Annotated in this window: 19 protein-coding genes; 7 read left to right on the top strand and 12 right to left on the bottom strand. The window is 42.2% G+C overall.

The window, feature by feature from the left end; translation table 11 throughout:
• Nucleotides 1–69 precede the first annotated feature (69 nt).
• From V5M37_RS05100 to V5M37_RS05120, 5 genes are all read left to right on the top strand, one after another.
• On the top strand, nucleotides 70–945 hold the full coding sequence (locus V5M37_RS05100) for a carbohydrate ABC transporter permease (RefSeq protein ID WP_423801059.1): 876 nt from the start codon (nucleotides 70–72) through the stop codon (nucleotides 943–945).
• 11 nt (nucleotides 946–956) lie between these two features.
• Nucleotides 957–1,799: a carbohydrate ABC transporter permease gene (locus V5M37_RS05105; protein ID WP_378587351.1), complete on the top strand. Its 843-nt coding sequence runs from the start codon at nucleotides 957–959 to the stop codon at nucleotides 1,797–1,799.
• Between the two features lie 24 nt (nucleotides 1,800–1,823).
• Nucleotides 1,824–2,513: an N-acetylmannosamine-6-phosphate 2-epimerase gene (locus tag V5M37_RS05110; RefSeq protein ID WP_423801060.1), complete on the top strand. Its 690-nt coding sequence runs from the start codon at nucleotides 1,824–1,826 to the stop codon at nucleotides 2,511–2,513.
• An 87-nt stretch (nucleotides 2,514–2,600) separates the two neighbouring features.
• Nucleotides 2,601–3,488 (top strand): ROK family protein, encoded by an 888-nt coding sequence (locus tag V5M37_RS05115; protein ID WP_423801061.1) that lies wholly within the window; start codon nucleotides 2,601–2,603, stop codon nucleotides 3,486–3,488.
• A 12-nt stretch (nucleotides 3,489–3,500) separates the two neighbouring features.
• A complete protein-coding gene (locus V5M37_RS05120) occupies nucleotides 3,501–4,355 on the top strand; it encodes a MurR/RpiR family transcriptional regulator (RefSeq protein ID WP_423801062.1) in 855 nt (284 codons plus the stop codon).
• Between the two features lie 58 nt (nucleotides 4,356–4,413).
• Here V5M37_RS05120 and V5M37_RS05125 read toward each other — a convergent pair whose 3' ends face one another.
• On the bottom strand, nucleotides 4,414–5,976 hold the full coding sequence (locus V5M37_RS05125; RefSeq protein ID WP_423801063.1) for a glycosyl hydrolase family 28-related protein: 1,563 nt from the start codon (nucleotides 5,974–5,976) through the stop codon (nucleotides 4,414–4,416).
• An 86-nt stretch (nucleotides 5,977–6,062) separates the two neighbouring features.
• Nucleotides 6,063–6,797, bottom strand: a complete 735-nt coding sequence (locus V5M37_RS05130) for an RDD family protein (protein WP_423801064.1) — start codon at nucleotides 6,795–6,797, stop codon at nucleotides 6,063–6,065.
• Between the two features lie 137 nt (nucleotides 6,798–6,934).
• Between V5M37_RS05130 and V5M37_RS05135 the strand changes: the two genes are divergently transcribed.
• The gene (locus tag V5M37_RS05135) at nucleotides 6,935–7,237 is read left to right on the top strand and encodes a DUF3892 domain-containing protein (protein ID WP_423801065.1); all 303 of its coding nucleotides are present in this window, start codon (nucleotides 6,935–6,937) and stop codon (nucleotides 7,235–7,237) included.
• Nucleotides 7,238–7,354: 117 nt separating this feature from the next.
• Complete coding sequence (locus tag V5M37_RS05140) at nucleotides 7,355–7,930, top strand: GNAT family N-acetyltransferase (RefSeq protein ID WP_423801066.1); 576 nt, start codon at nucleotides 7,355–7,357, stop codon at nucleotides 7,928–7,930.
• Between the two features lie 31 nt (nucleotides 7,931–7,961).
• Here V5M37_RS05140 and leuD read toward each other — a convergent pair whose 3' ends face one another.
• The 10 genes from leuD to V5M37_RS05190 form a co-directional block, all read right to left on the bottom strand.
• Entirely contained in the window at nucleotides 7,962–8,546 is a 585-nt protein-coding gene (gene leuD, locus V5M37_RS05145) for a 3-isopropylmalate dehydratase small subunit (RefSeq protein ID WP_423801067.1), read from the bottom strand.
• Between the two features lie 2 nt (nucleotides 8,547–8,548).
• Nucleotides 8,549–9,967 carry a 3-isopropylmalate dehydratase large subunit gene (gene leuC, locus V5M37_RS05150; RefSeq protein WP_423801068.1) on the bottom strand — a complete coding sequence of 473 codons (1,419 nt, stop codon included), beginning with the start codon at nucleotides 9,965–9,967 and terminating at the stop codon, nucleotides 8,549–8,551.
• Between the two features lie 116 nt (nucleotides 9,968–10,083).
• Nucleotides 10,084–11,190: a 3-isopropylmalate dehydrogenase gene (leuB, locus tag V5M37_RS05155; protein WP_423801069.1), complete on the bottom strand. Its 1,107-nt coding sequence runs from the start codon at nucleotides 11,188–11,190 to the stop codon at nucleotides 10,084–10,086.
• A gap of 99 nt (nucleotides 11,191–11,289) precedes the next feature.
• Nucleotides 11,290–12,834 carry a 2-isopropylmalate synthase gene (locus V5M37_RS05160; RefSeq protein ID WP_213146489.1) on the bottom strand — a complete coding sequence of 515 codons (1,545 nt, stop codon included), beginning with the start codon at nucleotides 12,832–12,834 and terminating at the stop codon, nucleotides 11,290–11,292.
• Nucleotides 12,821–13,852 (bottom strand): ketol-acid reductoisomerase, encoded by a 1,032-nt coding sequence (gene ilvC / locus V5M37_RS05165; protein ID WP_213146490.1) that lies wholly within the window; start codon nucleotides 13,850–13,852, stop codon nucleotides 12,821–12,823. Before ilvC ends, V5M37_RS05160 begins: the two co-directional genes overlap by 14 nt.
• 26 nt (nucleotides 13,853–13,878) lie before the next feature.
• A complete protein-coding gene (ilvN, locus tag V5M37_RS05170; protein ID WP_423801070.1) occupies nucleotides 13,879–14,400 on the bottom strand; it encodes an acetolactate synthase small subunit in 522 nt (173 codons plus the stop codon).
• Nucleotides 14,397–16,124 carry an acetolactate synthase large subunit gene (ilvB, locus tag V5M37_RS05175; protein WP_423801071.1) on the bottom strand — a complete coding sequence of 576 codons (1,728 nt, stop codon included), beginning with the start codon at nucleotides 16,122–16,124 and terminating at the stop codon, nucleotides 14,397–14,399. Before ilvB ends, ilvN begins: the two co-directional genes overlap by 4 nt.
• Nucleotides 16,125–16,789: 665 nt before the next feature.
• Complete coding sequence (gene ilvD, locus V5M37_RS05180) at nucleotides 16,790–18,460, bottom strand: dihydroxy-acid dehydratase (protein ID WP_423801072.1); 1,671 nt, start codon at nucleotides 18,458–18,460, stop codon at nucleotides 16,790–16,792.
• A 409-nt stretch (nucleotides 18,461–18,869) separates the two neighbouring features.
• Nucleotides 18,870–19,604, bottom strand: coding sequence for an exonuclease domain-containing protein (locus tag V5M37_RS05185; RefSeq protein ID WP_423801073.1), 735 nt, complete (start codon nucleotides 19,602–19,604; stop codon nucleotides 18,870–18,872).
• Nucleotides 19,591–20,559, bottom strand: a complete 969-nt coding sequence (locus tag V5M37_RS05190) for a DUF294 nucleotidyltransferase-like domain-containing protein (RefSeq protein ID WP_423801074.1) — start codon at nucleotides 20,557–20,559, stop codon at nucleotides 19,591–19,593. Before V5M37_RS05190 ends, V5M37_RS05185 begins: the two co-directional genes overlap by 14 nt.
• Between the last annotated feature and the right edge of the window lie 72 nt (nucleotides 20,560–20,631).

Below are 20,631 nucleotides of genomic sequence, written 5' to 3' on the forward strand. Positions count from 1 at the left end.
TTCAGCGTTATAAATAAAAGCTTAAGCCCCGATATTGGGGCTTAAGTTTTAGAAAGGTTGAGGCTTCTTATGAATTTCAACAAGCATGCTTTAAAAGAGAATTTGACGGGATACCTGTTTATTGCTCCACAGCTTATACTCTTCTTGGTATTTCTCGTTTATCCAATTATTGAAGGAATTCGCTTAAGCTTATATCGGATTAACTATACGAATGAAGTTTTTGTCGGTTTTGAAAACTATCAAAAGTTATTTCAGAATCCGGTCTTTGTAAAATCAACTATAAATACTGTCGTATTTGTTATTTTTATCGTTGCTTTGACTGTTATTTTTGCCCTATTCGTATCAGCGGCTGTTTTTGATAAAAATGCGAAATATGTTTCTTTCATTAGAGGAAGCTATTACATCCCGGTAATGGTTTCAATGGTTGTCATGAGTATGGTTTGGAGCTTTTTGCTTAATCCGGCTAATGGTCTCATTCCTTATGTTGCAAAACAGATGGAAATGTCATCAATCAATTTCTTGGGCAACCCTAAAACCGTATTGCCGGTCATCATTTTTGTAACCTTTGCAACTAACGTTGGTCAAGCGATCATACTTTATATAGCATCGATGATTGGAGTTCCAAAGGATTTATTCGAGGCGGCAGAGGTTGATGGTGCCAGCCGAACGACGATCATCTTTAAGATCCTAATTCCAATGGTAAAGCCTACTACCATCTATATTATTATCATGAATATAATTGCAGTATTAAAAATATTCGTTGTCATCCAGCTCTTAACGGGCGGCGGACCAAATAATGCTTCTACAACGCTCATGTATTTCTTATATAATAACGCGTTTAAGTTCAATCAACTTGGAATTGCTTCCGCTGTTGGTGTCATTATGTTCTTAATTACATTAGTGCTATCGGTTCCACAATTAAGAGCAATGTTTAAGAAGGATTGAGGTGACAGAGCATGTTGAAAAATAAAAATAAAAGAAAAAGAGAAACGGTTGACGTAGTTGCAAACGTGATCATTCTTTTCTTTGCAATCCTAAACCTGTTTCCGCTCTACTGGTTATTTACAAGCTCGTTAAAAAATAGTGCGGATGTTATCAAAATGCCGCCGGATTGGTTTCCAAAAACCATATCCTTCAGCAACTATGTGGATGTATTCCAAAATCAGCCGGCATTAAAATGGACATTTAATAGTATTGTTGTATCACTTGTCTCAACCATTGCAGTTATCGTAGTCAGTTCCCTGGCAGCCTATGCTTTTTCAAAGCTGCATTTTAAAGGGAAAAATGTTATTTACATTATCTTTATCTCAAGCTTAATGATTCCAAAAGAGGTTATGATTGTTCCATTGTTCAGAATTATTCAAGACCTAGGTATGGTCAATTCGCTTAATGGCATGATTTGGCCAAACGTCGCAACCGCTTTTGGTGTATTCCTGCTAAAAGGATTCTTTGATTCGATCCCTGACTCATTACGTGAAGCGGCCAGAATTGACGGTGCAGGTGAATTATATACCTTCTACAAAATTATTTTGCCAATTGTAAAACCGGGTATTGGTGCATTATTTATTCTAAACTTTGTTCAGGTATGGAACGATTACCTATGGCAGCTGGTGGTTGGCCAGAGTGAAGAATCGAAAACTTTAATGGTTGGTATTGCTTCATTAATGCAGGATTTAAATCCAAACTTTGCTTACAAGATGGCAGGAGCTACTGTTGCTGCAGTTCCAATGCTGTTAATCTTTATTTTCTTCCAAAAATACTTTACTAAAGGCTTAGCAATTGGGGCAGAAAAGGGATAAAATTCAACTTGGAGATGCTTTTAAATGGATAATAAGGATAAAATTTTTGAACAAGTTAAAGGTAAATTAATCGTTTCGTGTCAAGCTCTTCCGGAGGAGCCGCTGCACAGTCCATACATTATGGGGAGAATGGCGTATGCGGCCAAGCTTGGTGGAGCGTGCGGCATCCGCGCTAATAGTGTAGAAGATATTAAGGAAATCAAAAAAACGGTTGATTTGCCGATTATCGGAATTATTAAACAAGTTTACGATGGGTCTGATGTATTTATAACACCTACAATGGAAGAAATTGACCTTCTTTACCGTGAGGGTGTGGACATCATTGCTTTAGATGCTACAAAAAGAGTCCGACCAGATGGCACGACGATTGAAGAGGTATTTCCTAAAATAAGAGAAAAGTATAAAGATCAACTCTTTATGGCGGATTGTTCTACTTATGAGGAAGGTATGACGGCCTATAAATTAGGCTTCGATTGTGTTGGTACCACCTTAAGCGGGTATACAGAATATACAAAAGGAACGAGCCTGCCGGATACGGAGTTAATAGGGAGCTTAGTTCGTGAACTGCCCATTCCGGTAATTGCTGAGGGAGGTATCTGGACACCTGAGCAATTAAAAACAGTTTTTGAGCTTGGTATTCATACCGCGGTGGTTGGAACTGCTATCACAAGACCGATGGAAATTACCAAAAGATTTGTTCACGTTATTCAATAATGGAGAAAATTTTTTCCAAGATTAATCCCCCGAGTTTCTCGCGGGATTAATGCCTTCTCAGGTAGATATTGGCGGGGAGTGGGAATTGTGGAAATATTAGCTGTCGATATTGGAGGGACATCCATCAAGTTAGGCCTCTCCGATGAAAAAGGAAATATAAAGGTATTTAAAGAATATGATTCGGAAAGTAAAAAAGGCGGACCATACTTAATAGAAAAACTGATCCAGATTATTTCGGAATTTGACGGTTTTGACGCGATTGGCATCAGTACTGCAGGACAGGTAAACAGTGAGGAAGGGTATATTATTTATGCTAATGAAAATATACCGAATTATACTGGAACGAATTTAAAACATATTTTTGAGGAAAAATTTAAAGTTCCTGTAAAAGTAGAAAATGATGTCAACGCCGCGGCATTAGGTGAAAAATATTATGGCGCCGGCCGAAGCTTTCATGATTTCCTTTGTTTGACATATGGAACAGGAATAGGCGGTGCCATAATTGCTGATTCCAAGATATACAAGGGTCATAAAGGAATTGCAGCAGAATTTGGCCATATTATTACCCATCCCGCAGGGAATCCTTGCAATTGCGGTGGAAGAGGCTGCTATGAAACATACGCTTCCACATCAGCATTAGTAAGAATGGCATTAGTGATTGACAAGGAATGTATAAATGGTAAGATTATTTTCGAAAAAATAAACCAAGGTGATCAACGGCTGTTGAAGGTTGTCGAATCTTGGGCTCATGAAGCCGCGCTGGGGTTGGCTTCATTAATCCATATATTTAACCCTCCTGCTATTATTGTTGGCGGCGGCGTCATGGAACAGGAGTTTTTGGTTGAAAGGGTTTCTGCGAAAGTAAAAGAATTGATTATGGAGAGCTTTTCTGATGTGGAAATCATCAAAGCTTCTTTGGGAAATAAAGCGGGGATGCTAGGTGCCGTTTCACTTCATTTAACGAGTGGGAAATAGAAGGGGTGCTTTATGACAACGGTAGATATCTTTTCACTTATTCGGTCACGATATAATTCATTTACAAATACAGAAAAAAAGGTGGCGGATTACGTCCTTGAAAATATTAAGGATGTCATCTATATGTCGATTACGGACCTGGCTGACGCCTGCGATGTAGGCGAATCAAGCGTTTTTCGGTTTTGCAAAACTATGAATCTTAAAGGGTATCAAGAGTTTAAGATTGCATTAGCCCATAGCATTTCACAAGGTGAAGAAACACCGCAGATATCAGGTCAAATTACGATGCAGGATACAATTGGGGAGCTTGCCTCCAAGATTTTAACAACGAATGTAAGTGCCCTTACTGACACGTTTAAACTAATTAATGAGGACGATATTTCAACAGCGATAGACTACATCATAGCTGCAGATAGAGTTCACTTTTTTGGAGTTGGCGCCTCTTTAATGACTGCGATGGAAGCTAAGAACAAGTTTATGAGGGTTACCAATAAAACAGAATGCTCCATTGATACTCACCTGCAAATAATGTCAGCTGCCTTGATGACGGATAAAGATGTTGCTGTTCTAATCTCCTACTCCGGTTCAACAAAGGACACGATTGAAGTGGCAAGGGTGGTAAAAGAAAGAGGAGCAAAGATTATTGCGATAACTCGTTTTGCAAAGTCCCCTTTAACTAGTTATGCAGATATTACCCTGCTTTGCGGAGCAAATGAAGGACCTCTTCAAGGCGGCAGCCTATCGGCCAAGCTTTCCCAGCTTTATTTGCTGGATTTGCTCTATGCTGAATATTTTAAAAGAACCTACAAAGAATCGACTGTTAATAAAGACAGTACAGCTAAAGCTGTCATTGAGAAAATGCTTTAATAGAAGGCCCGCAAATACATAAGGTGCGGCAGCACCTTATGTATTTGCGGGCCTATTATTATATTTGCATTTCGAATTCTTTAATATGATGCAGATTTACATCTTGAATGCCGCTTCCTATTTGAATTGCTTTTACATTAGAATCCGTAATGGCGACATTATGTATATGGACAGCATCGGCACGGTTTTCACCGCCAGTTACTTTTATTCCGGCACCTGCCGTTCTAAAATTTTTAAAAGAAATATTGTTTAGGGCAACATTTCTAGCTCGATATTGAATGGCAGCGATTGGATTTCCTTTATAGTCATAGTCGGGATCGCCAATAAAAGTTACATGGTTTAATACGACGTTTTTATAAGCAGAAATGACTAAACCGCGCGGTGAGGATTCCTGATATAAATCCGTAAAAATGGGTGCTATAGAAGCCAGGTTAACCGCCAAAATATTGTAGGCAGATTTTGATTCCATGTCAGTGCTTTTATGATGGCCGATATGCCGGAAGTTAAAGGACCGGTTATCGTTCAGGGAAATGTGCCCGACGATTTGCACGTTGGATGCCGCCGAAGAATTTTGATGTGCCTTGATTTCCACTCCTCCAAAGCACCTGGCCGTGGAATTATTGACTAGGAGGACATTCCTCGACCCATCATCCACCTCAATCCCATTCGAGTTTGAAAATCCTTTCTGGTGGGCGCGGCCGCTCGGGTCGCACATATGTGAATTTGAAATCCAAATATAATCACTATGGTGGGTGGTGATTCCGTCATCACCAAAGCCATGACCGTTTAAATTATCTAGCCAGACATACTTGCTGCCTCCGCGGGCCCGGAAACCATCACCGGCATAATTGTACAGGGTCGAAGTAATATCAAAGCAATGGAGACCTGGATTAATGGCTTCTACGTCCTTTACCCACCCATATGTTACATTTGCATAAGTTAGGCAGCTAGAATGGTTCCCCCATGTACTTGTTTTGGCAGTATACCCAAGTCTTTCGACATTCCAGTCGAGGCTAAGGCCTTGCACGAAGATATGGTGATTTCCTCGCCAATGATTAGCATTTGTGATTAGTCTCGTGCCTTTAGGTACCTGGTCGTGAAGCTTAATGGTTGTAATTCCTTTTCCTGCCCCAGCCAGGTAAGTCCACGAGGGAAGACGGATTTCCTTTGTTATGTAAATACCCGGCGGCACAATCACTTTTACTCGCCCATTCCCAATTGCCCTTTTGAAAGCAGCCGTGTTATCAGTAATCCCGTCCCCGACAGCACCAATATCTGCCACATTGACTTCCTTGACAGTATTGCCCATAAGTCCTGCAAGTTCTTGGTCCAATTTCTCCATCCAATCTGGAACCACTTTTCCTTCTGAATCTACTGAAAGTTTTGTAGGAGTCAAGAAACTAGATGGTTTTGCTAAAAGGCGGAAGAACTTCTCAGTTACTCTTTGCTTAAATGGAATGGAGGGGGTGCCAAGATGTCGTGCGCTGTTATTTTTACTTAACTGCTGAAGAAGCAGTTCGGTTTCATCAAGGACTTGTCTCATATTCAGGTGCTGCCCGGTAATTTGTTCTAGCAGTGAAAGGTTATTTCGTGCGTCATGCGATTTTTCTAATCTTAGCATCTTTGTTCACTCCATAAATATTAAAACCTGATATAAGTATTATAGCTATTTTAAAAAAGAAGATGCTGATTGAGAAGAAAGTCAACTTAAATGACCAAGCCAGCTATTAATAATCCAATAGGGATTATGCTGACAACAAGCATTCTGGCAGTGCTTACCCTTCCGTATAAAACAATGGTTCCAATTTGTTTATCCCAAGTGGCGTACCCGTGTTTCTTTAAATCTTTATAGGAGAAACCAAAACAAATAAAATTAATGATGGGCACTCCTAGTCCCATTCCAGCGGCTGTTACAAAAATACTTCGTTTTAGTGCGGTTACAAATCTAATAGGTTCACCCGTAACCGTTTTCATACGTGTGTTTAACAGAGACTTACCAAGCGTATTTCCAAAGACAGAGAGAATGGCCGCCTCTACAAGGATATAAAGGATTAGACAAATCATGAATACGGTAATGGCTGAGGATTCAACGATAAACTTCGGAGAAAAAATAGAAACAAAAGCTATAAGAAAAAATGTAAAGAGGGCAAGATCAAAGAACCTGGCAAGAAATCTCACAAAGGGCCTTCCGGCAGGATAGGTATCCTTTTTGATTTCCTCCCAAACTACAGCAAAATTTATTGCATCCTGTTTATTATCTGTTGACTGAAACACATTTAGGGTTTTAGCCATACACCAACAGTCCATATTTGAGGACCAAAGAAAGCTGTCGCCAGTTAAAACACCTTGTTCATACAGCTTTTTTATTTCAAATAAGCTTGCAGGACCCTGTTGTTGATGGTCTCGAACATAAAACCAGACATTTCCCTCCGGACTGTCCATGGTTTACCGCCTCCTAGTCAGGTAAATTATACCATGTTGGCTAAAAGATAATTTTGGAACATTTTTTGACAATTTTTTAAATCAGGGATATTTTCCTAAGAAGGAAAAATACTAACAAATGTTCGGAGGTGGAGTCGATGGAACAAAAGGATTTTGAAAAAGTTTATGAGCAATATAAGCAGCAAGCCCAAGTGGAGGTCGGTGCAACTAATCCTGATGGAAAAGAAGAGTTTGTTGCTGTTAAGAAAAATGATGATGGGGACATTATTGCGTTTAAGACCAGCAATGGACGAGAATTGAATTACCTACAGGCATTGGATGAAGCGAAGGCAGGAAAGATTGCCCATATTGATGTTTTTCATAAATACGGAAGGGATATCATCCGCAGCGAGCCGGACGGTATTAAAGAAAATAATCTTGATCAGCTTCCTGAATTTTAATTTTAGAAAAACTGAGTAAGATAAGTCTCTGCTCAGTTTTTTGCTTTTCTAAAGTGTGGAATAATCCCGTCACGATTAGTGGAAAATCAATATATACATAAAAAAAGGAGCCATGTTATGCATTGGTATGAAAAGTTGAATCAATACTTTCCGGTTGAGGAAATGAAGTCGCGGGAACATATGGAAACCCTGCTCCGGGAGCGGCCTAATATTTATCATAAGGATGAAGGACCCAATCATGTGTTGATGTATGCGGAATTTGATAATTTTGTCTTTATTGATTATCTGTTTGTTTCAAGCGATGCCCGGGGTCAGGGACTTGGACATAAGCTTATGGAAAAAATGAAGCAAAAAGGGAAGCCAATTATCCTCGAGGTGGAGCCGGTTAATTACGAGGACAGCGATACAGAAAAGAGACTGCGCTATTATAAGCGTGAAGGCTTTGAGCATGCCGAGTCAATTGGTTACGAGCGAAGATCCTTGGCAACAAATGAAGTAAATAAGATGGAAATACTCTATTGGGCGCCGCATCAAGAGTCGGAGGAAATGATTTTTGAAGCGATGAAAAAAACATATAATTTGATTCATACCTATAAGGATGAACATTTTTACGGTGAATCCTATCAGCCGGCTGATGAGGTGCTGACCTTTAATGAAGAACCGGACAATACCAATATATTAGAAAACCTATAAAAATAAAAAAAGAGAGCCTGGCTCTCTTTTTTTATGAACGTGCAAGCTCATATTCTTTGATTTTATCTTCATAGGTTAAAGTAACACCGATTTCGTCCCAACCATTTAGGAGCATTTCCTTTGGGTATGGAGCGATGTCGAAAGTTAATTCAAAACCATCGTTGGCATAAACCTTTTGTTCTTCAAGATTTACTGTAAGCGAATAGCCCTCAGTTTCTGCTTTTTTCATAATAGTTTGGACTTGCTCTTCCGTTGCAGCGATGGCAAGGATCCCGTTCTTTACGCAGTTATTTTTAAAAATATCTGCATAGCTAGGCGCGATGATAACCTTAAAGCCAAAGTCCTGAACTGACCAAGGGGCATGCTCGCGGGAGGAGCCGCAGCCGAAGTTTTCACCGGCAACCAGGATAGAAGCACCTTTATATTGCGGTTGATTTAATTCGAAATTCGGATTTGGATTACCGTCATCGTCAAAACGCCAGTTATAAAATAAGAATTGGCCGAAGCCGCTTCGTTCAATGCGCTTTAAAAATTGCTTCGGGATAATTTGGTCTGTATCAATGTTTGAGCGGTTAATTGGGCAGACAAGGCCTTGATGTATGCGTAATGGTTCCATTTCTACATAACCTCCTGAGCAGTGAACTTGCGGACATCGACGAAATGGCCGGCAATTGCTGCAGCAGCCGCCATTTCAGGGCTGACAAGATGAGTGCGGGCCCCTTTACCTTGACGTCCTTCAAAGTTCCGGTTGGATGTGGAAGCACAGCGTTCACCAGATGGAATGATATCGTCGTTCATTCCGAGACACATACTGCAGCCCGCTTCACGCCATTCAAAGCCTGCTTCCTTAAAGATTTGATCCAAGCCTTCTTTTTCCGCTGCAAGCTTGACGCTGAAAGATCCTGGAACGACAATCGCAGTAACCGAAGGGTTAACCTTCTTGCCGCGAACGATGTTAGCTGCTTTACGCAGGTCGCTTAGACGTGAATTGGTACAAGAACCGATGAAAACATGGTCAACTGTTACGTTGGAGATAGGCTGACCTGCTTCAAGCCCCATGTATTGAAGAGCGCGCTGAATTTCGTCTTTTTCCGCCGGTTTATCAGTTTGATCTGGACTTGGTACGTTTGCAGTTACCGGAATACACATTCCAGGATTCGTTCCCCAAGTTACCTGAGGTTCTACTTCTGAAGCTTCGATTTCAACAATTGTATCATAGGTGGCACCTTCGTCTGTTGCAAGGGACTTCCAGTCAGCAGCGGCTTCATCGAAAGCTTCACCTTGCGGAACGTGTCTTCTGCCGCGTAAATATTCGACTGTTGTATCGTCTGGGGAGATAAGTCCGGCTCTTGCACCGCCCTCAATCGACATGTTACAGACAGTCATGCGCTCTTCCATGGAAAATCCACGGATGGTTTCCCCGGTATATTCGATGACATAGCCAGTTCCAAATTTGACGCCGTATTTTCCGATAATCGCAAGGATTAAGTCCTTAGCGGTAACGCCTGTCCCAAGCTTGCCATTGACTTTGACATTCATCGTTTTTGGCGGTGCTTGCCAAAGTGTTTGTGTAGCAAGGACATGCTCGACCTCACTTGTACCGATACCAAAAGCAAGGGCACCAAATGCACCGTGTGTAGAGGTATGGCTGTCGCCGCAGACGATCGTTTTTCCAGGCTGGGTAAGACCAAGCTCAGGACCGATGACATGAACGATTCCGTTATCTGGGTGGTGAAGGTCTGCAAGTGTAATGCCGAATTCCTCACAGTTTTGCTGTAATGTATCGACTTGTTTTTTTGAAATAGGGTCATTGATTACAAGACGCTGGCGGGTTGGGATGTTATGGTCCATTGTTGCATAAGTAAGGTCAGTGCGGCGAACCTTGCGCCCGGTCATGCGTAAGCCCTCGAATGCCTGAGGAGAGGTCACTTCATGAACGAGATGCAAATCAATATAAAGTAAATCCGGCTTTCCTTCTTCTTGATGGACAACATGCCGTTCCCAAATTTTTTGAATGATATTTTTTGGTGTTTGCATAGCTTCCTTCCTCACGTTTATAGATTTTTTGCCTGAAATAGCAGGTAAACTAGTATTCTCTTTAGAATAAACCGCCAGGCCAATTCTGCACCAGCCTGGCGGTAACGTCCTCAAATTTAATAGTAGCAGCTTGCGATACACTTAGATGCGTTCAGTGTACGGATGTAGTCGACGATTAATTTTGTCATTTCCTCGGTGCCCACTTTGCGGCCGTTTGGAATCTGCAAATCAGCAGTATGATAGCCGGCATCAAGTACAGACTGGACAGCATCTTCGATAATTTTGGCTTCGTCCTCCAGTTCGAAGGAATACCTTAGCATCAAGGCAGCGGATAAAATCATCGCAACCGGGTTGGCTAGGCCTTTTCCGGCAATGTCAGGCGCTGAGCCATGAACCGGTTCATAAAGTCCGACGCCAGATTCATTTAAGCTGGCAGAAGGTAGCATACCCAGGGAGCCTGTTAACACAGATGCTTCATCGCTTAAGATGTCGCCAAACATGTTCTCAGTGACAACCACATCGAAAGAAGCAGGGTTGGTGATTAGCTTCATTGCTGCGGCATCGACTAACACATGCTCAACAGACACTTCAGGGTACTGTGCCTTTTTCTCCTCGACGATTTCACGCCACATCTTGCTGGATTCAAGCACATTCGCCTTGTCGACCGAAGTAAGCTTGCCGCGGCGTCCTTGGGCAGCTTGGAATGCCTTATCTACGATTCTTTCAATCTCGCGGCGAGTATAAGCCAGAGTATCGATAACCGATTCGCCATTATCACGCCGTTCACTTGGAGTACCAAAGTAAATACCGCCAGTTAATTCACGGACAATAAGGAGGTCGCTTCCAGAAACGATTTCTTCTTTAAGCGGCGAAGCATGAAGAAGATTTTTGAAGCCTTTGATTGGCCGTAAATTGGCATATAAATCAAGGGCCTTTCTGATTCCCAAGAGGCCTCGCTCAGGACGCAGATGGGACGGATTGTTATCCCATTTCGGACCGCCGACAGCACCTAAAAGAACGGCATCTGCCTGCTTGCAGGCATCAACTGTCGTTTCCGGCAGGGGAGTACCGTATTGGTCAATGGCTGCTCCTCCGATTTCATGGGTTTCAAAGCTAAAAGTATGATTATATTCTTCTGCAATCGCCGTTAATACTTCTTTCGCGGAATGCATAACTTCCTTGCCGATACCATCACCGGGAAGTAAGACAATTCGTTTTTTCACTAGAAGCAACCTCCTTATTATTTTAAAAAATTAAGTTCCTAGCTTATCTCTTTATAATGCAGGTTTCAGTACCTGCACCAAACTTGGATTACAATTGTTTTATAGTGCAGCCGGTTCTTTAACACCGATTTTTTTGTTGAAGAAGACTCGGTTAACCGCGTTGATAAATGCTTTCCCAGATGCTTCAAGAACGTCTTGGGCAGAGCCGCGGCCACTGACATTGACGCCATTTACGGTCAATTTGACATTTGCTTCAGCCAGGGCATCACGTCCTCGGCCGACTGAGCTTAAACTATAATCTGTTAGATGAATCTCTTCTTTAATAAGAGCATCTAACGTGTTAAAAAGAGCTTCTACACTTCCGGAGCCTGTGCGTGCTGTTTCCACTTTTTCACCGTCAGGAGTGGTTAATGCGACAGTAGCTGTCGGCAGGTTAGCTGAAGCATATTGAACCTGGAATGCGACTAACTCGTATTTTTTCACATCGAAGCCCGAGGTTTGAATGTCTGTTAGGATCGTGAATAAATCTTCATCCGTTACTTCTTTTTTCTTATCTGTTAAGGACTTAAATGACTGGAATGCCTCATTTAGTTTATCCTGCTCTAATTCAAAGCCCATTTGCTCAATTTTGTCTTTAAATGCATGACGTCCTGAGTGTTTTCCAAGAACAAGGTCATTGGATCCAACACCAACAAGCTCTGGTGTAATAATTTCATAGGTTAACGTATTTTTTAACACGCCATCCTGGTGAATTCCGGATTCATGTGCGAAGGCATTTTTTCCGACTACGGCTTTGTTGCCAGGGACCTTCATTCCTGTAAAGCGGCTGACTAAGTCACTGGTGCGCTTGATTTCTTTTAACACAAGATCCGTTGTGTACGGATAGAAGTCCTGACGAATATTTAATGCCACAGCAATTTCTTCTAAAGCCGCGTTTCCGGCACGTTCGCCGATTCCGTTAATGGTGCCCTCGACCTGGGTAACGCCGTTTTCAATAGCAGCCAATGAGTTGGCAACTGCCATCCCCAAGTCATCATGACAGTGGCACGATAATGCTACTTTATGGATGTTAGGCACGTTTTCGCGGATATAGCGGAACATGCGTCCATATTCGGCCGGTGTGGTATAACCAACGGTGTCAGGAAGATTGATGACAGTAGCGCCGGCATCGATTACCTTCGTAATGATTTGAACCAGAAAATCTAAATCTGAACGTGAAGCGTCTTCTGCTGACCATTCAACCTGCGGGAAGTTTTTCCGTGCGTATTTCACCATTTCAACAGCGGTTTGCACGACTTCCTCAGGTTTTTTCATCAGTTTGTACTGCATATGGATAGGGGAGGTTGCAATGAATACATGCAATCTTGGTTCTGCAGCATCTTTTAAAGCATCCCACGCAATGTCAATGTCCGATTTAGTGGCACGGGCCAGACCTGTGACGGAAGAGTTTTTAATCGTTCTGGCGATGGCTCTTACCGCTTCGAAATCTCCTTGAGAGGAAGCCGGGAAGCCGGCCTCCATAATGTTAACGCCAAACCGTTCGAGCTGTCTGGCAATTTCCAATTTTTCAAGTTGGTTTAAATTTACACCAGGGGACTGTTCACCATCGCGTAAGGTTGTATCAAAGATGTTAACGTGAACCATTTACCACCACTTCTTTCTTTTGATTTACTGGCTTTTTAATAAATGGCATTAACGCACGAAGCTCGCGGCCAACCACTTCGATTTGATGGTTATTTTCGGCACGGTTGATTGCGTTGAATTGTGGGCGGTTAGCTTGGTTTTCTAAAATCCAGCCCTTAGCAAATGCGCCAGTTTGGATATCTTTTAATACTTCTTTCATACGTGCTTTTGTATCTTCGTTTACAACGCGCGGACCTGATACGAAATCTCCCCATTGAGCAGTGTCAGAGATGGAGTAACGCATGTTTTCAAGTCCTCCTTCATATAGAAGGTCAACGATTAATTTCAATTCATGTAAACATTCGAAGTAAGCAACTTCTGGCTGATAACCTGCTTCAACAAGTGTTTCAAAGCCTGCTTTGATTAGGGCAGTTGTACCGCCGCAAAGAACAGCCTGCTCACCGAAAAGGTCAGTTTCAGTTTCTTCTTGGAATGTTGTTTCTAAAACACCTGCACGAGCAGCGCCGATTCCTTTTGCGTAAGCAAGCGCGATCTCGCGAGCCTGGCCAGTGTAGTCTTGGTAAACTGCATACAGTGCAGGAACTCCAGCACCTTCTGTATAGGTACGGCGAACTAAATGTCCAGGACCTTTTGGTGCAACTAAGAATACGTCAACATCAGCAGGAGGAACGATTTGGCTGAAGTGAATATTGAAACCATGTGCAAATACTAAAGAGTTACCGGCTTGAAGATTAGGCTTGATGCTTTCTTCATATACTTTTGGCTGCATTTCATCTGGAAGAAGAACCATAACTACATCAGCTTCCGCAGTTGCATCAGCAACAGATTTTACTTCAACACCATCTTCAACAGCTTTATCCCAAGATTTTCCGCCGCGTAAACCAACAACTACATCAAAGCCGCTTTCTTTTAAGTTAAGGGCATGGGCATGGCCTTGAGAGCCGTAGCCGATTACCGCGATTTTCTTTCCTTGTAAAACTTCCTCTTGAATATCTCCGTTATATAGTACTTTAACCATTACAATCATCCTTTCAGAATTAAGAGTTATTTTGTTAGTGAGTATGCTGATAAATCATTTACTTGTGGCTGGTGGCCGCGTAAGAAGGCGGTCAGGCCTGTTCTGGCAATTTCTTTAATGCCAAAAGGTTTAAGCAGTTCAATTAAGGCATCGATTTTTTCAGGTTTGCCTGTAACTTGAACGGTGATGCTTTCTTTACATACATCCACAATAATCGCGCGGAATGGGTCGATGAGCCCGTTAATCTCGCTGCGCAGCTGTGAACCAGATGATACTTTGATCAGGGCAAGTTCCCGAGCGACAATAGCCTTATCGGTAATATCAGAAACCTTTAAAACATCGATTTGCTTATTTAATTGTTTTGTCACCTGTTCAAGACGCTGTTCGTCTTCCACTTCAACCACAAGAGTCATTTTTGAAACTCCTTCGGATTCAGTAGGACCAACGGATATGCTGGAAATGTTAAATTGTCGCCTTTGCAGCAGCCCTGTCACGCGATTTAGGACACCGCTGCGGTCTTGAACAGTTAGTGTGATGATGCGTTTCATTCTGGTTTCACCCCAATCATTTCATGAAGCCCTTTGCCAGGAGCAACCATTGGAAAAACTTTTTCCTTTTGAAGGACTCGGGCATCAATGAGAACCGGACCATCAAAGGCCATAAGCTCTGGCAGGGAGGCAACTAGGTCTTCTTGATTATCAATTTTTGCACCGCGGATTCCATAGCTTTCAGCCAGTTTGACAAAATCAGGCTGGGTATGAAGCAGGGATTCGGAAATGCGATTATCATATTGAAGCTCCTGCCACTGCCGGACCATGCCAAGTGCTCCGTTATTAACAATAATGATTTTAACTGGCAGGTTGCGTTCGTAAATGACCGATAATTCCTGCAGTGTCATTTGGAACCCGGCATCTCCGACAATTGCCACTACGGTACTGTCTGGTTCAGCCATCTGCGCCCCAATTGCAGCAGGGAAGCCGAAGCCCATTGTTCCAAGTCCGCCTGAAGTTATCCAGCGATGCGGATGATTGAAGTTGTAGAACTGTGCAGCCCACATTTGATGCTGGCCAACATCTGTAGCGACAATCGCTTCACCATTCGTTACTTTATGAACTGCTTCGATTAACCATTGCGGGCTCATGCCGTTTGGATCATGCTTATACCAAAGCGGAAAGTCCTTTTTATTTTGATTAAGAGTTTCCAGCCAATCCTCATGTGATGGGGAATCCGCTGCTTCTTCAATCAATTGTGTTAAAGCTGCTTTGGCATCGGCCACAATCGGAATTTGAGTTGGAACGTTTTTGCCAATTTCCGCAGGGTCAATGTCAATGTGCGCAACTTTCGCAAATGGAGCAAAATGCTTCAAGTTTCCTGTTAATCGATCATCAAAACGAGCACCGAAATTGATGAGCAAATCGCATTCGTATAAAGCCATGTTAGCTGCATAAGTTCCGTGCATACCGCCCATTCCTAAGGAGAGCGGGCTGTCTGCCGGGAAGGTTCCAAGTCCAAGCAGGGTGGTTACGACTGGAATCTTATGATTTTTAGCAAAAACCGTTAATTCTGCGGAGGCTTTTGCATGGAGAACGCCAGCGCCGGAAAGAATCACAGGCTTTTTAGCTTTTGGAAGGGCCTCAGCAAGCTTCCGAATTTGCAATGGATTCGGTTTAATTGTTGGCTGATAGCCTGGCAGGTCCATGGCAGCTTCTCCTGGGTATGCCGCTAAAATTTCAGAAGAGATATCCTTTGGTACATCAACTAAAACCGGTCCTGGTCTTCCTGTAGAAGCAATATGAAAAGCTTCCTTAACAATTCTCGGCAGGTCGGCTGCAGATTGCACTTGATAATTGTGTTTTGTAATCGGCGTGGTAATCGCCATTACATCTGCTTCTTGGAAGGCATCTGTTCCGATGACTGTCCGAGCTACCTGCCCTGTGAAAATCACAAGTGGTAAGGAATCCATCATGGCATCTGTAATTCCAGTAACCAAGTTCGTTGCCCCAGGACCCGAAGTGGCAATGACAACTCCAGGCTTTCCGGTAATTCGGGCATACCCTTCAGCAGCATGAATCATTCCTTGCTCGTGACGGAAGAGGACGTGCTTAATGGATTTTTGTGCCCGATAAATCGCATCGTAAATCGGCAGGACGGCACCCCCAGGATACCCGAATAATGTATCAACACCTTCTTTAATTAAAAGATCGATGAGAAGGTCTGCACCTGTTTTTGGTGCCGTACTGGTTTGGAATTCCAGCTTTGCTTCTGCTTTCACGTCATAGTTCCCTCCTTATGGGTAATTGAATATTTAAAAAACTAAATCTTCAACTGTGTTTAAACACAGTAAAAAAGGCCTGTTCTCTCCGAATAAACTGCAGTCAAGTACATCAAAAGCAGAATGTTCGGGGAGAAAAGGCCTTTCATTTTCTCGGTACCACCCGGGTTTTACAGTATCCTTACGAATACTGCCTCATGAAGCGACAACTAATCTAAAAGAAACGCTTCTTTTTGTAACAGGTGCTCTAAGTTGACACCCGGCTATACCTACTGAGTTAAAAACCGTTCAGAATAACACTCAGGGATGATGTCGGAGTAGGTTGTATTACTGGGCTTCCAGCAACCCCAGCTCTCTGAAAATACAAATTCCTACACCTTTATTCCCGTCATCGATTTGACTATTTTATTGTCAAAGATTTTGTTGTAGTACCTTAACTTCTTTAGAGAAGGGGAGGGGTACTAGTGGTTCCCGGTTTGTTTAATAATCTTTTTACCACTTTTTATCTAGATAACTGTCTAGCTCCAGCGCCCAGCGGCTAGTGTCCTTCGCTCTTCTCCCTACGATAAGTCAACATCGAATCGCTAGCGCTCTTCGTGTTTCCTTTATCTCAGTCGAAGCGCTCCAGGCCATACGCCGCTAAACGGGCGCTTCCGCTTTTAGTTTTATATTTTCATTACTCCGCCGGTGTTGGCAGAAGTAACAAGTTTTGCATATTTTGCTAGATAGCCAGATTTGATTTTAGGCTCCGGCTTTACCCAATTCTTGCGTCTTTCAGCTAGCACAACATCATCCACGACAAGTTCGATTGAACGTGTTTCGAGGTCGATTAGTATTTTGTCACCATTTTCAACGAGACCGATTGGGCCACCTTCTGCAGCTTCAGGTGAGATATGACCGATAGAAATTCCGCGGCTTGCACCTGAGAAACGGCCGTCTGTGATAAGGGCTACTTCTTTTCCTAACCCTCGGCCCATAATAGCGGAGGTAGGAGCTAGCATTTCCGGCATTCCTGGACCGCCTTTAGGACCTTCGTAGCGGATAACTACTACATGGCCGGCTTTTACCGTTCCATTATGAATGCTTTCTAATGCCTCATCTTGGGATTCAAACACAATTGCTTCACCTAAAAATGTTTTAATCGAAGGATCTACAGCGCCAACCTTGATTACTGCGCCATCTGGAGCAATATTTCCATATAGGATGGATAGTCCACCAACTGGGCTATATGGATTATCTTTTGTCCGGATGACTGCTTCATTGGTGATTGTTGCTTCCTTCACATTTTCCCGAAGAGTTTTTCCTGTAATCGTTAGGCAGTTATCATGCAAAGCACCTTCGACTTTATAAAGTTCATTAATGATGGCACTTACACCGCCGGCACGATGAACATCGTCCATTGAATAATCAGATGCTGGCATAATCTTGGAAAGGTATGGAACTCTTTCAGCAATTTTATTAATTTCGCGAAGATCATAATCGATACCTGCTTCATGAGCAATCGCTAATGTGTGTAACACAGTATTAGTTGATCCGCCCATCGCCATGTCTAGTGCAAAGGCATTATCAATGGCTTCTCGTGTAATGATATCGCGAGGTTTAATATCTTTTTTAATTAAGTCAATCAAATGTCTTGCTGCTTGCTTAATTAAATCATGTCTTTCTTCAGAAGTAGCAACCATCGTTCCATTGCCAGGAACGGTCATTCCTAATACTTCCATCAAGCAGTTCATGGAATTTGCTGTGAACATTCCAGAACATGAGCCGCAAGTAGGGCAAGCATTAGTTTCAATTTCTAGCAATTGCTGCTGGCTGATTGTACCGTTGTGGTAAGCACCAACGCCTTCAAAAACTGAAGTAAGGGAAAGATTTTTTCCTGTCGATGGTGAAACGCCTGCTTCCATCGGACCGCCTGATACAAAAACGGATGGTACGTTGGTCCGGGCTGCTGCCATCAACATGCCTGGTGTGATTTTGTCACAGTTTGGAATGTAGAAGACTCCATCGAACCAGTGGGCATTGATGACTGTTTCGGCACTGTCTGCGATGATTTCACGGCTTGGAAGCGAATAACGCATTCCGATATGTCCCATGGCGATACCGTCATCAACACCGATTGTATTAAATTCGAAAGGAATACCGCCGGCTTCGCGGATGGCTTCCTTGACTATTTCACCGAAATGATTAAGGTGTTTATGACCAGGGATAATATCAATGTACGAGTTACAAACACCGATAAACGGTTTTTCTAGGTCACTCGTTTTGACCCCTGTTGCGTATAGTAAGCTGCGGTGGGGAGCACGATCAATCCCCTTTTTAATCATATCGCTTCTCATTTTACGATCTCCTAACTGACAGGTCATGGTTTGTTTCTTCATATTGACAAGCCATTCCGTTATTAAAAAGAAGAGCCTTTGTCGTTCTCATTTATAAAGAAGTGAATAAAGGCGCCAAGAAAAATTTCTTAGTACTTATTGACGATTATCATACAACCAATTAAAGACATGGTCAACATAAAAATCTGACAATTCAAACTAGTTAAACAAACTGGGAGCGTTTACAATCCTTTCATCATGGGGATATAACGAAAATAAAAAAATTTATGAATTTTTTTATTTGCAGATTTATTGTGGGAATTTAAATTGGAGGGGAGGAAATAAACGGAAACAAAGTTAACTTTTCCTTCCATTAATTATAGTAGAAAAAATGTAGCGCCTTGTATATTTATTCAACTGACTGTTATCGTTACTTAAGCTTTGAAAGGTATTCATATATTTCCTGCAGGTCTTTAAAGCCTTTTGTTTCTGCCGCTTTTAGATAACGACTCCAAATCTTGGCTGTCATTAGCGCATCGCCAAGAGCATGGTGCCGGTTCTTTATTTCAATGCCGCAGTTCTGGCAGATTTCCTCGAGCGGCCTTGGATTAAAGAATGGGTCTTCAAGACGAAGCAGGAAGGATGTATCGACAATACGATGGTCGAAACTACAGCGCAGAAAATCCCTTGTCATCTTTCTCATAAAATTCAGCTCATGATTGGAGTGATGGGCGACAAGAATATTACTTTTGATAAATTTGAAAAAATCCACCAGTACTTCTGCGGGATTAGGAGCATGACGTAATTGTTTCTCCTGAATACCGGTTAGTTCAGAAATCTCCTTTGATAGAGGAAGGTCTGACTTTACGAGAGTATAAAAAGTTTCCTCCGCTTTCATTTCTGCTCCGATCATTTTGACTGCTCCAATCGAAATCATCTGATCCCCCTTCTCGGGATAAAAACCTGTTGTCTCAATATCAAATACAACTACGGGCAGCTCATGAAGAGGGATATGCAGTGTGTTAGTTTGCTTGAGTTCTTTCTGCAGCTCCCTGAGGAATGCCTGATGCTGCGGTGAAGAGCTCCACGGCAGGCCTGCGTAAAGATTGGAATTGATTTTTCCGGATAGTTGTCTGAAGAATTGAATCATTTCATTCATTGGCATGGGAATCTTCCTTTTCAATTAACTTTCGGACAGAGTGAAAAAGGGCCGAGCCGTACTTGATCATATCTTTTAATTCTTTCGATTGCTCTTTCGATAAGTGGGCAACAGGCAAATAATGGCCAGAATCATAATTTGTGTGATTACAATAGATTAGCCGAAAGTTTAATAATTTAATAAACTGATGTTTAAAAAAATCTAAATCAATATCGGAAAAATGTAGTTCTGAAAGCTGATCTAGTCGTTCAAGTGTTGGTGTTTTAAGTAGATTCTCTTTGATAGCAAGGAGACGGATGGCATTTACGTAAGGTAAGATGCCGATTTCTTTAATGTTTAGCCATCCTGCGTATGGCCCGTATGTTTCAGTTACCAACTTTCCGAATACATTAATGCCATTTCTGAGATACTTCGTGTTGTTAAACATTTTTTTAACAAGCTGATCTTTATTTGCGGTCTGATAGATTTGATTTTTTAAAGTATCTACAAATTCCTCATCTCCCACTAATGTTCTCGCGTCTATAAAGATTAATAGATAGCGAACAGACTCCCATGAGAACTCAAGAATCCACTTCATCAATTGCTGATGCCATTCATATAAGGATTTGCACCACAACGGATTGCTGGCCATCACCCCGCCATCACAATAAGCATATCCGGCTTGGAATAACCCCCTTGATATTTCTTTTCCAAGTTCAAGGAAATAAACCTTTGTTTTAACACGATCATCCTGATAAATAATCCCATGATCTTGGTCGCTCCAGATAGACTGTTCAAACCGGCCGGCTGAACCCATGACAAAAAATGAGAAGGGACAGGGCAAAGGTCCGAGCTTTTCAGCGGTTTGCTTTAAGGCTAAATGGATGACCTTTTTCATTATTTCATCGTGGAGTTGATTTAATTTAATGTGGTCGTGAGATGCTTGATTCATTTTGTCATCCCGAAATTTACGGATTTCCATATAGGAGGAGTCCTCCATTAGGTTCCACCCCTTTTTGAAAGAGGAGACTGTCCGAGAACAGTCTCATTAGTG

Source organism: Neobacillus sp. SAB-20_R2A (assembly GCF_049568635.1).
Classification (GTDB): Bacteria; Bacillota; Bacilli; order Bacillales; family Cytobacillaceae; genus Neobacillus; species Neobacillus citreus.

Coding starts and splice junctions, on each gene's coding strand:
- V5M37_RS05120 (WP_423801062.1), top strand. CDS start 3,501: ATGACAACGGTAGATATCTTTTCACTTATTCGGTCACGATATAATTCA.
- V5M37_RS05105 (WP_378587351.1), top strand. CDS start 957: ATGTTGAAAAATAAAAATAAAAGAAAAAGAGAAACGGTTGACGTAGTT.
- V5M37_RS05100 (WP_423801059.1), top strand. CDS start 70: ATGAATTTCAACAAGCATGCTTTAAAAGAGAATTTGACGGGATACCTG.
- V5M37_RS05125 (WP_423801063.1), bottom strand. CDS start 5,976: ATGCTAAGATTAGAAAAATCGCATGACGCACGAAATAACCTTTCACTG.
- V5M37_RS05160 (WP_213146489.1), bottom strand. CDS start 12,834: ATGGTTCACGTTAACATCTTTGATACAACCTTACGCGATGGTGAACAG.
- V5M37_RS05130 (WP_423801064.1), bottom strand. CDS start 6,797: ATGGACAGTCCGGAGGGAAATGTCTGGTTTTATGTTCGAGACCATCAA.
- leuC (WP_423801068.1), bottom strand. CDS start 9,967: ATGCAAACACCAAAAAATATCATTCAAAAAATTTGGGAACGGCATGTT.
- V5M37_RS05110 (WP_423801060.1), top strand. CDS start 1,824: ATGGATAATAAGGATAAAATTTTTGAACAAGTTAAAGGTAAATTAATC.
- ilvD (WP_423801072.1), bottom strand. CDS start 18,460: ATGAGAAGCGATATGATTAAAAAGGGGATTGATCGTGCTCCCCACCGC.
- V5M37_RS05185 (WP_423801073.1), bottom strand. CDS start 19,604: ATGCCAATGAATGAAATGATTCAATTCTTCAGACAACTATCCGGAAAA.
- ilvN (WP_423801070.1), bottom strand. CDS start 14,400: ATGAAACGCATCATCACACTAACTGTTCAAGACCGCAGCGGTGTCCTA.
- V5M37_RS05135 (WP_423801065.1), top strand. CDS start 6,935: ATGGAACAAAAGGATTTTGAAAAAGTTTATGAGCAATATAAGCAGCAA.
- ilvC (WP_213146490.1), bottom strand. CDS start 13,852: ATGGTTAAAGTACTATATAACGGAGATATTCAAGAGGAAGTTTTACAA.
- V5M37_RS05140 (WP_423801066.1), top strand. CDS start 7,355: ATGCATTGGTATGAAAAGTTGAATCAATACTTTCCGGTTGAGGAAATG.
- leuD (WP_423801067.1), bottom strand. CDS start 8,546: ATGGAACCATTACGCATACATCAAGGCCTTGTCTGCCCAATTAACCGC.
- V5M37_RS05190 (WP_423801074.1), bottom strand. CDS start 20,559: ATGGAAATCCGTAAATTTCGGGATGACAAAATGAATCAAGCATCTCAC.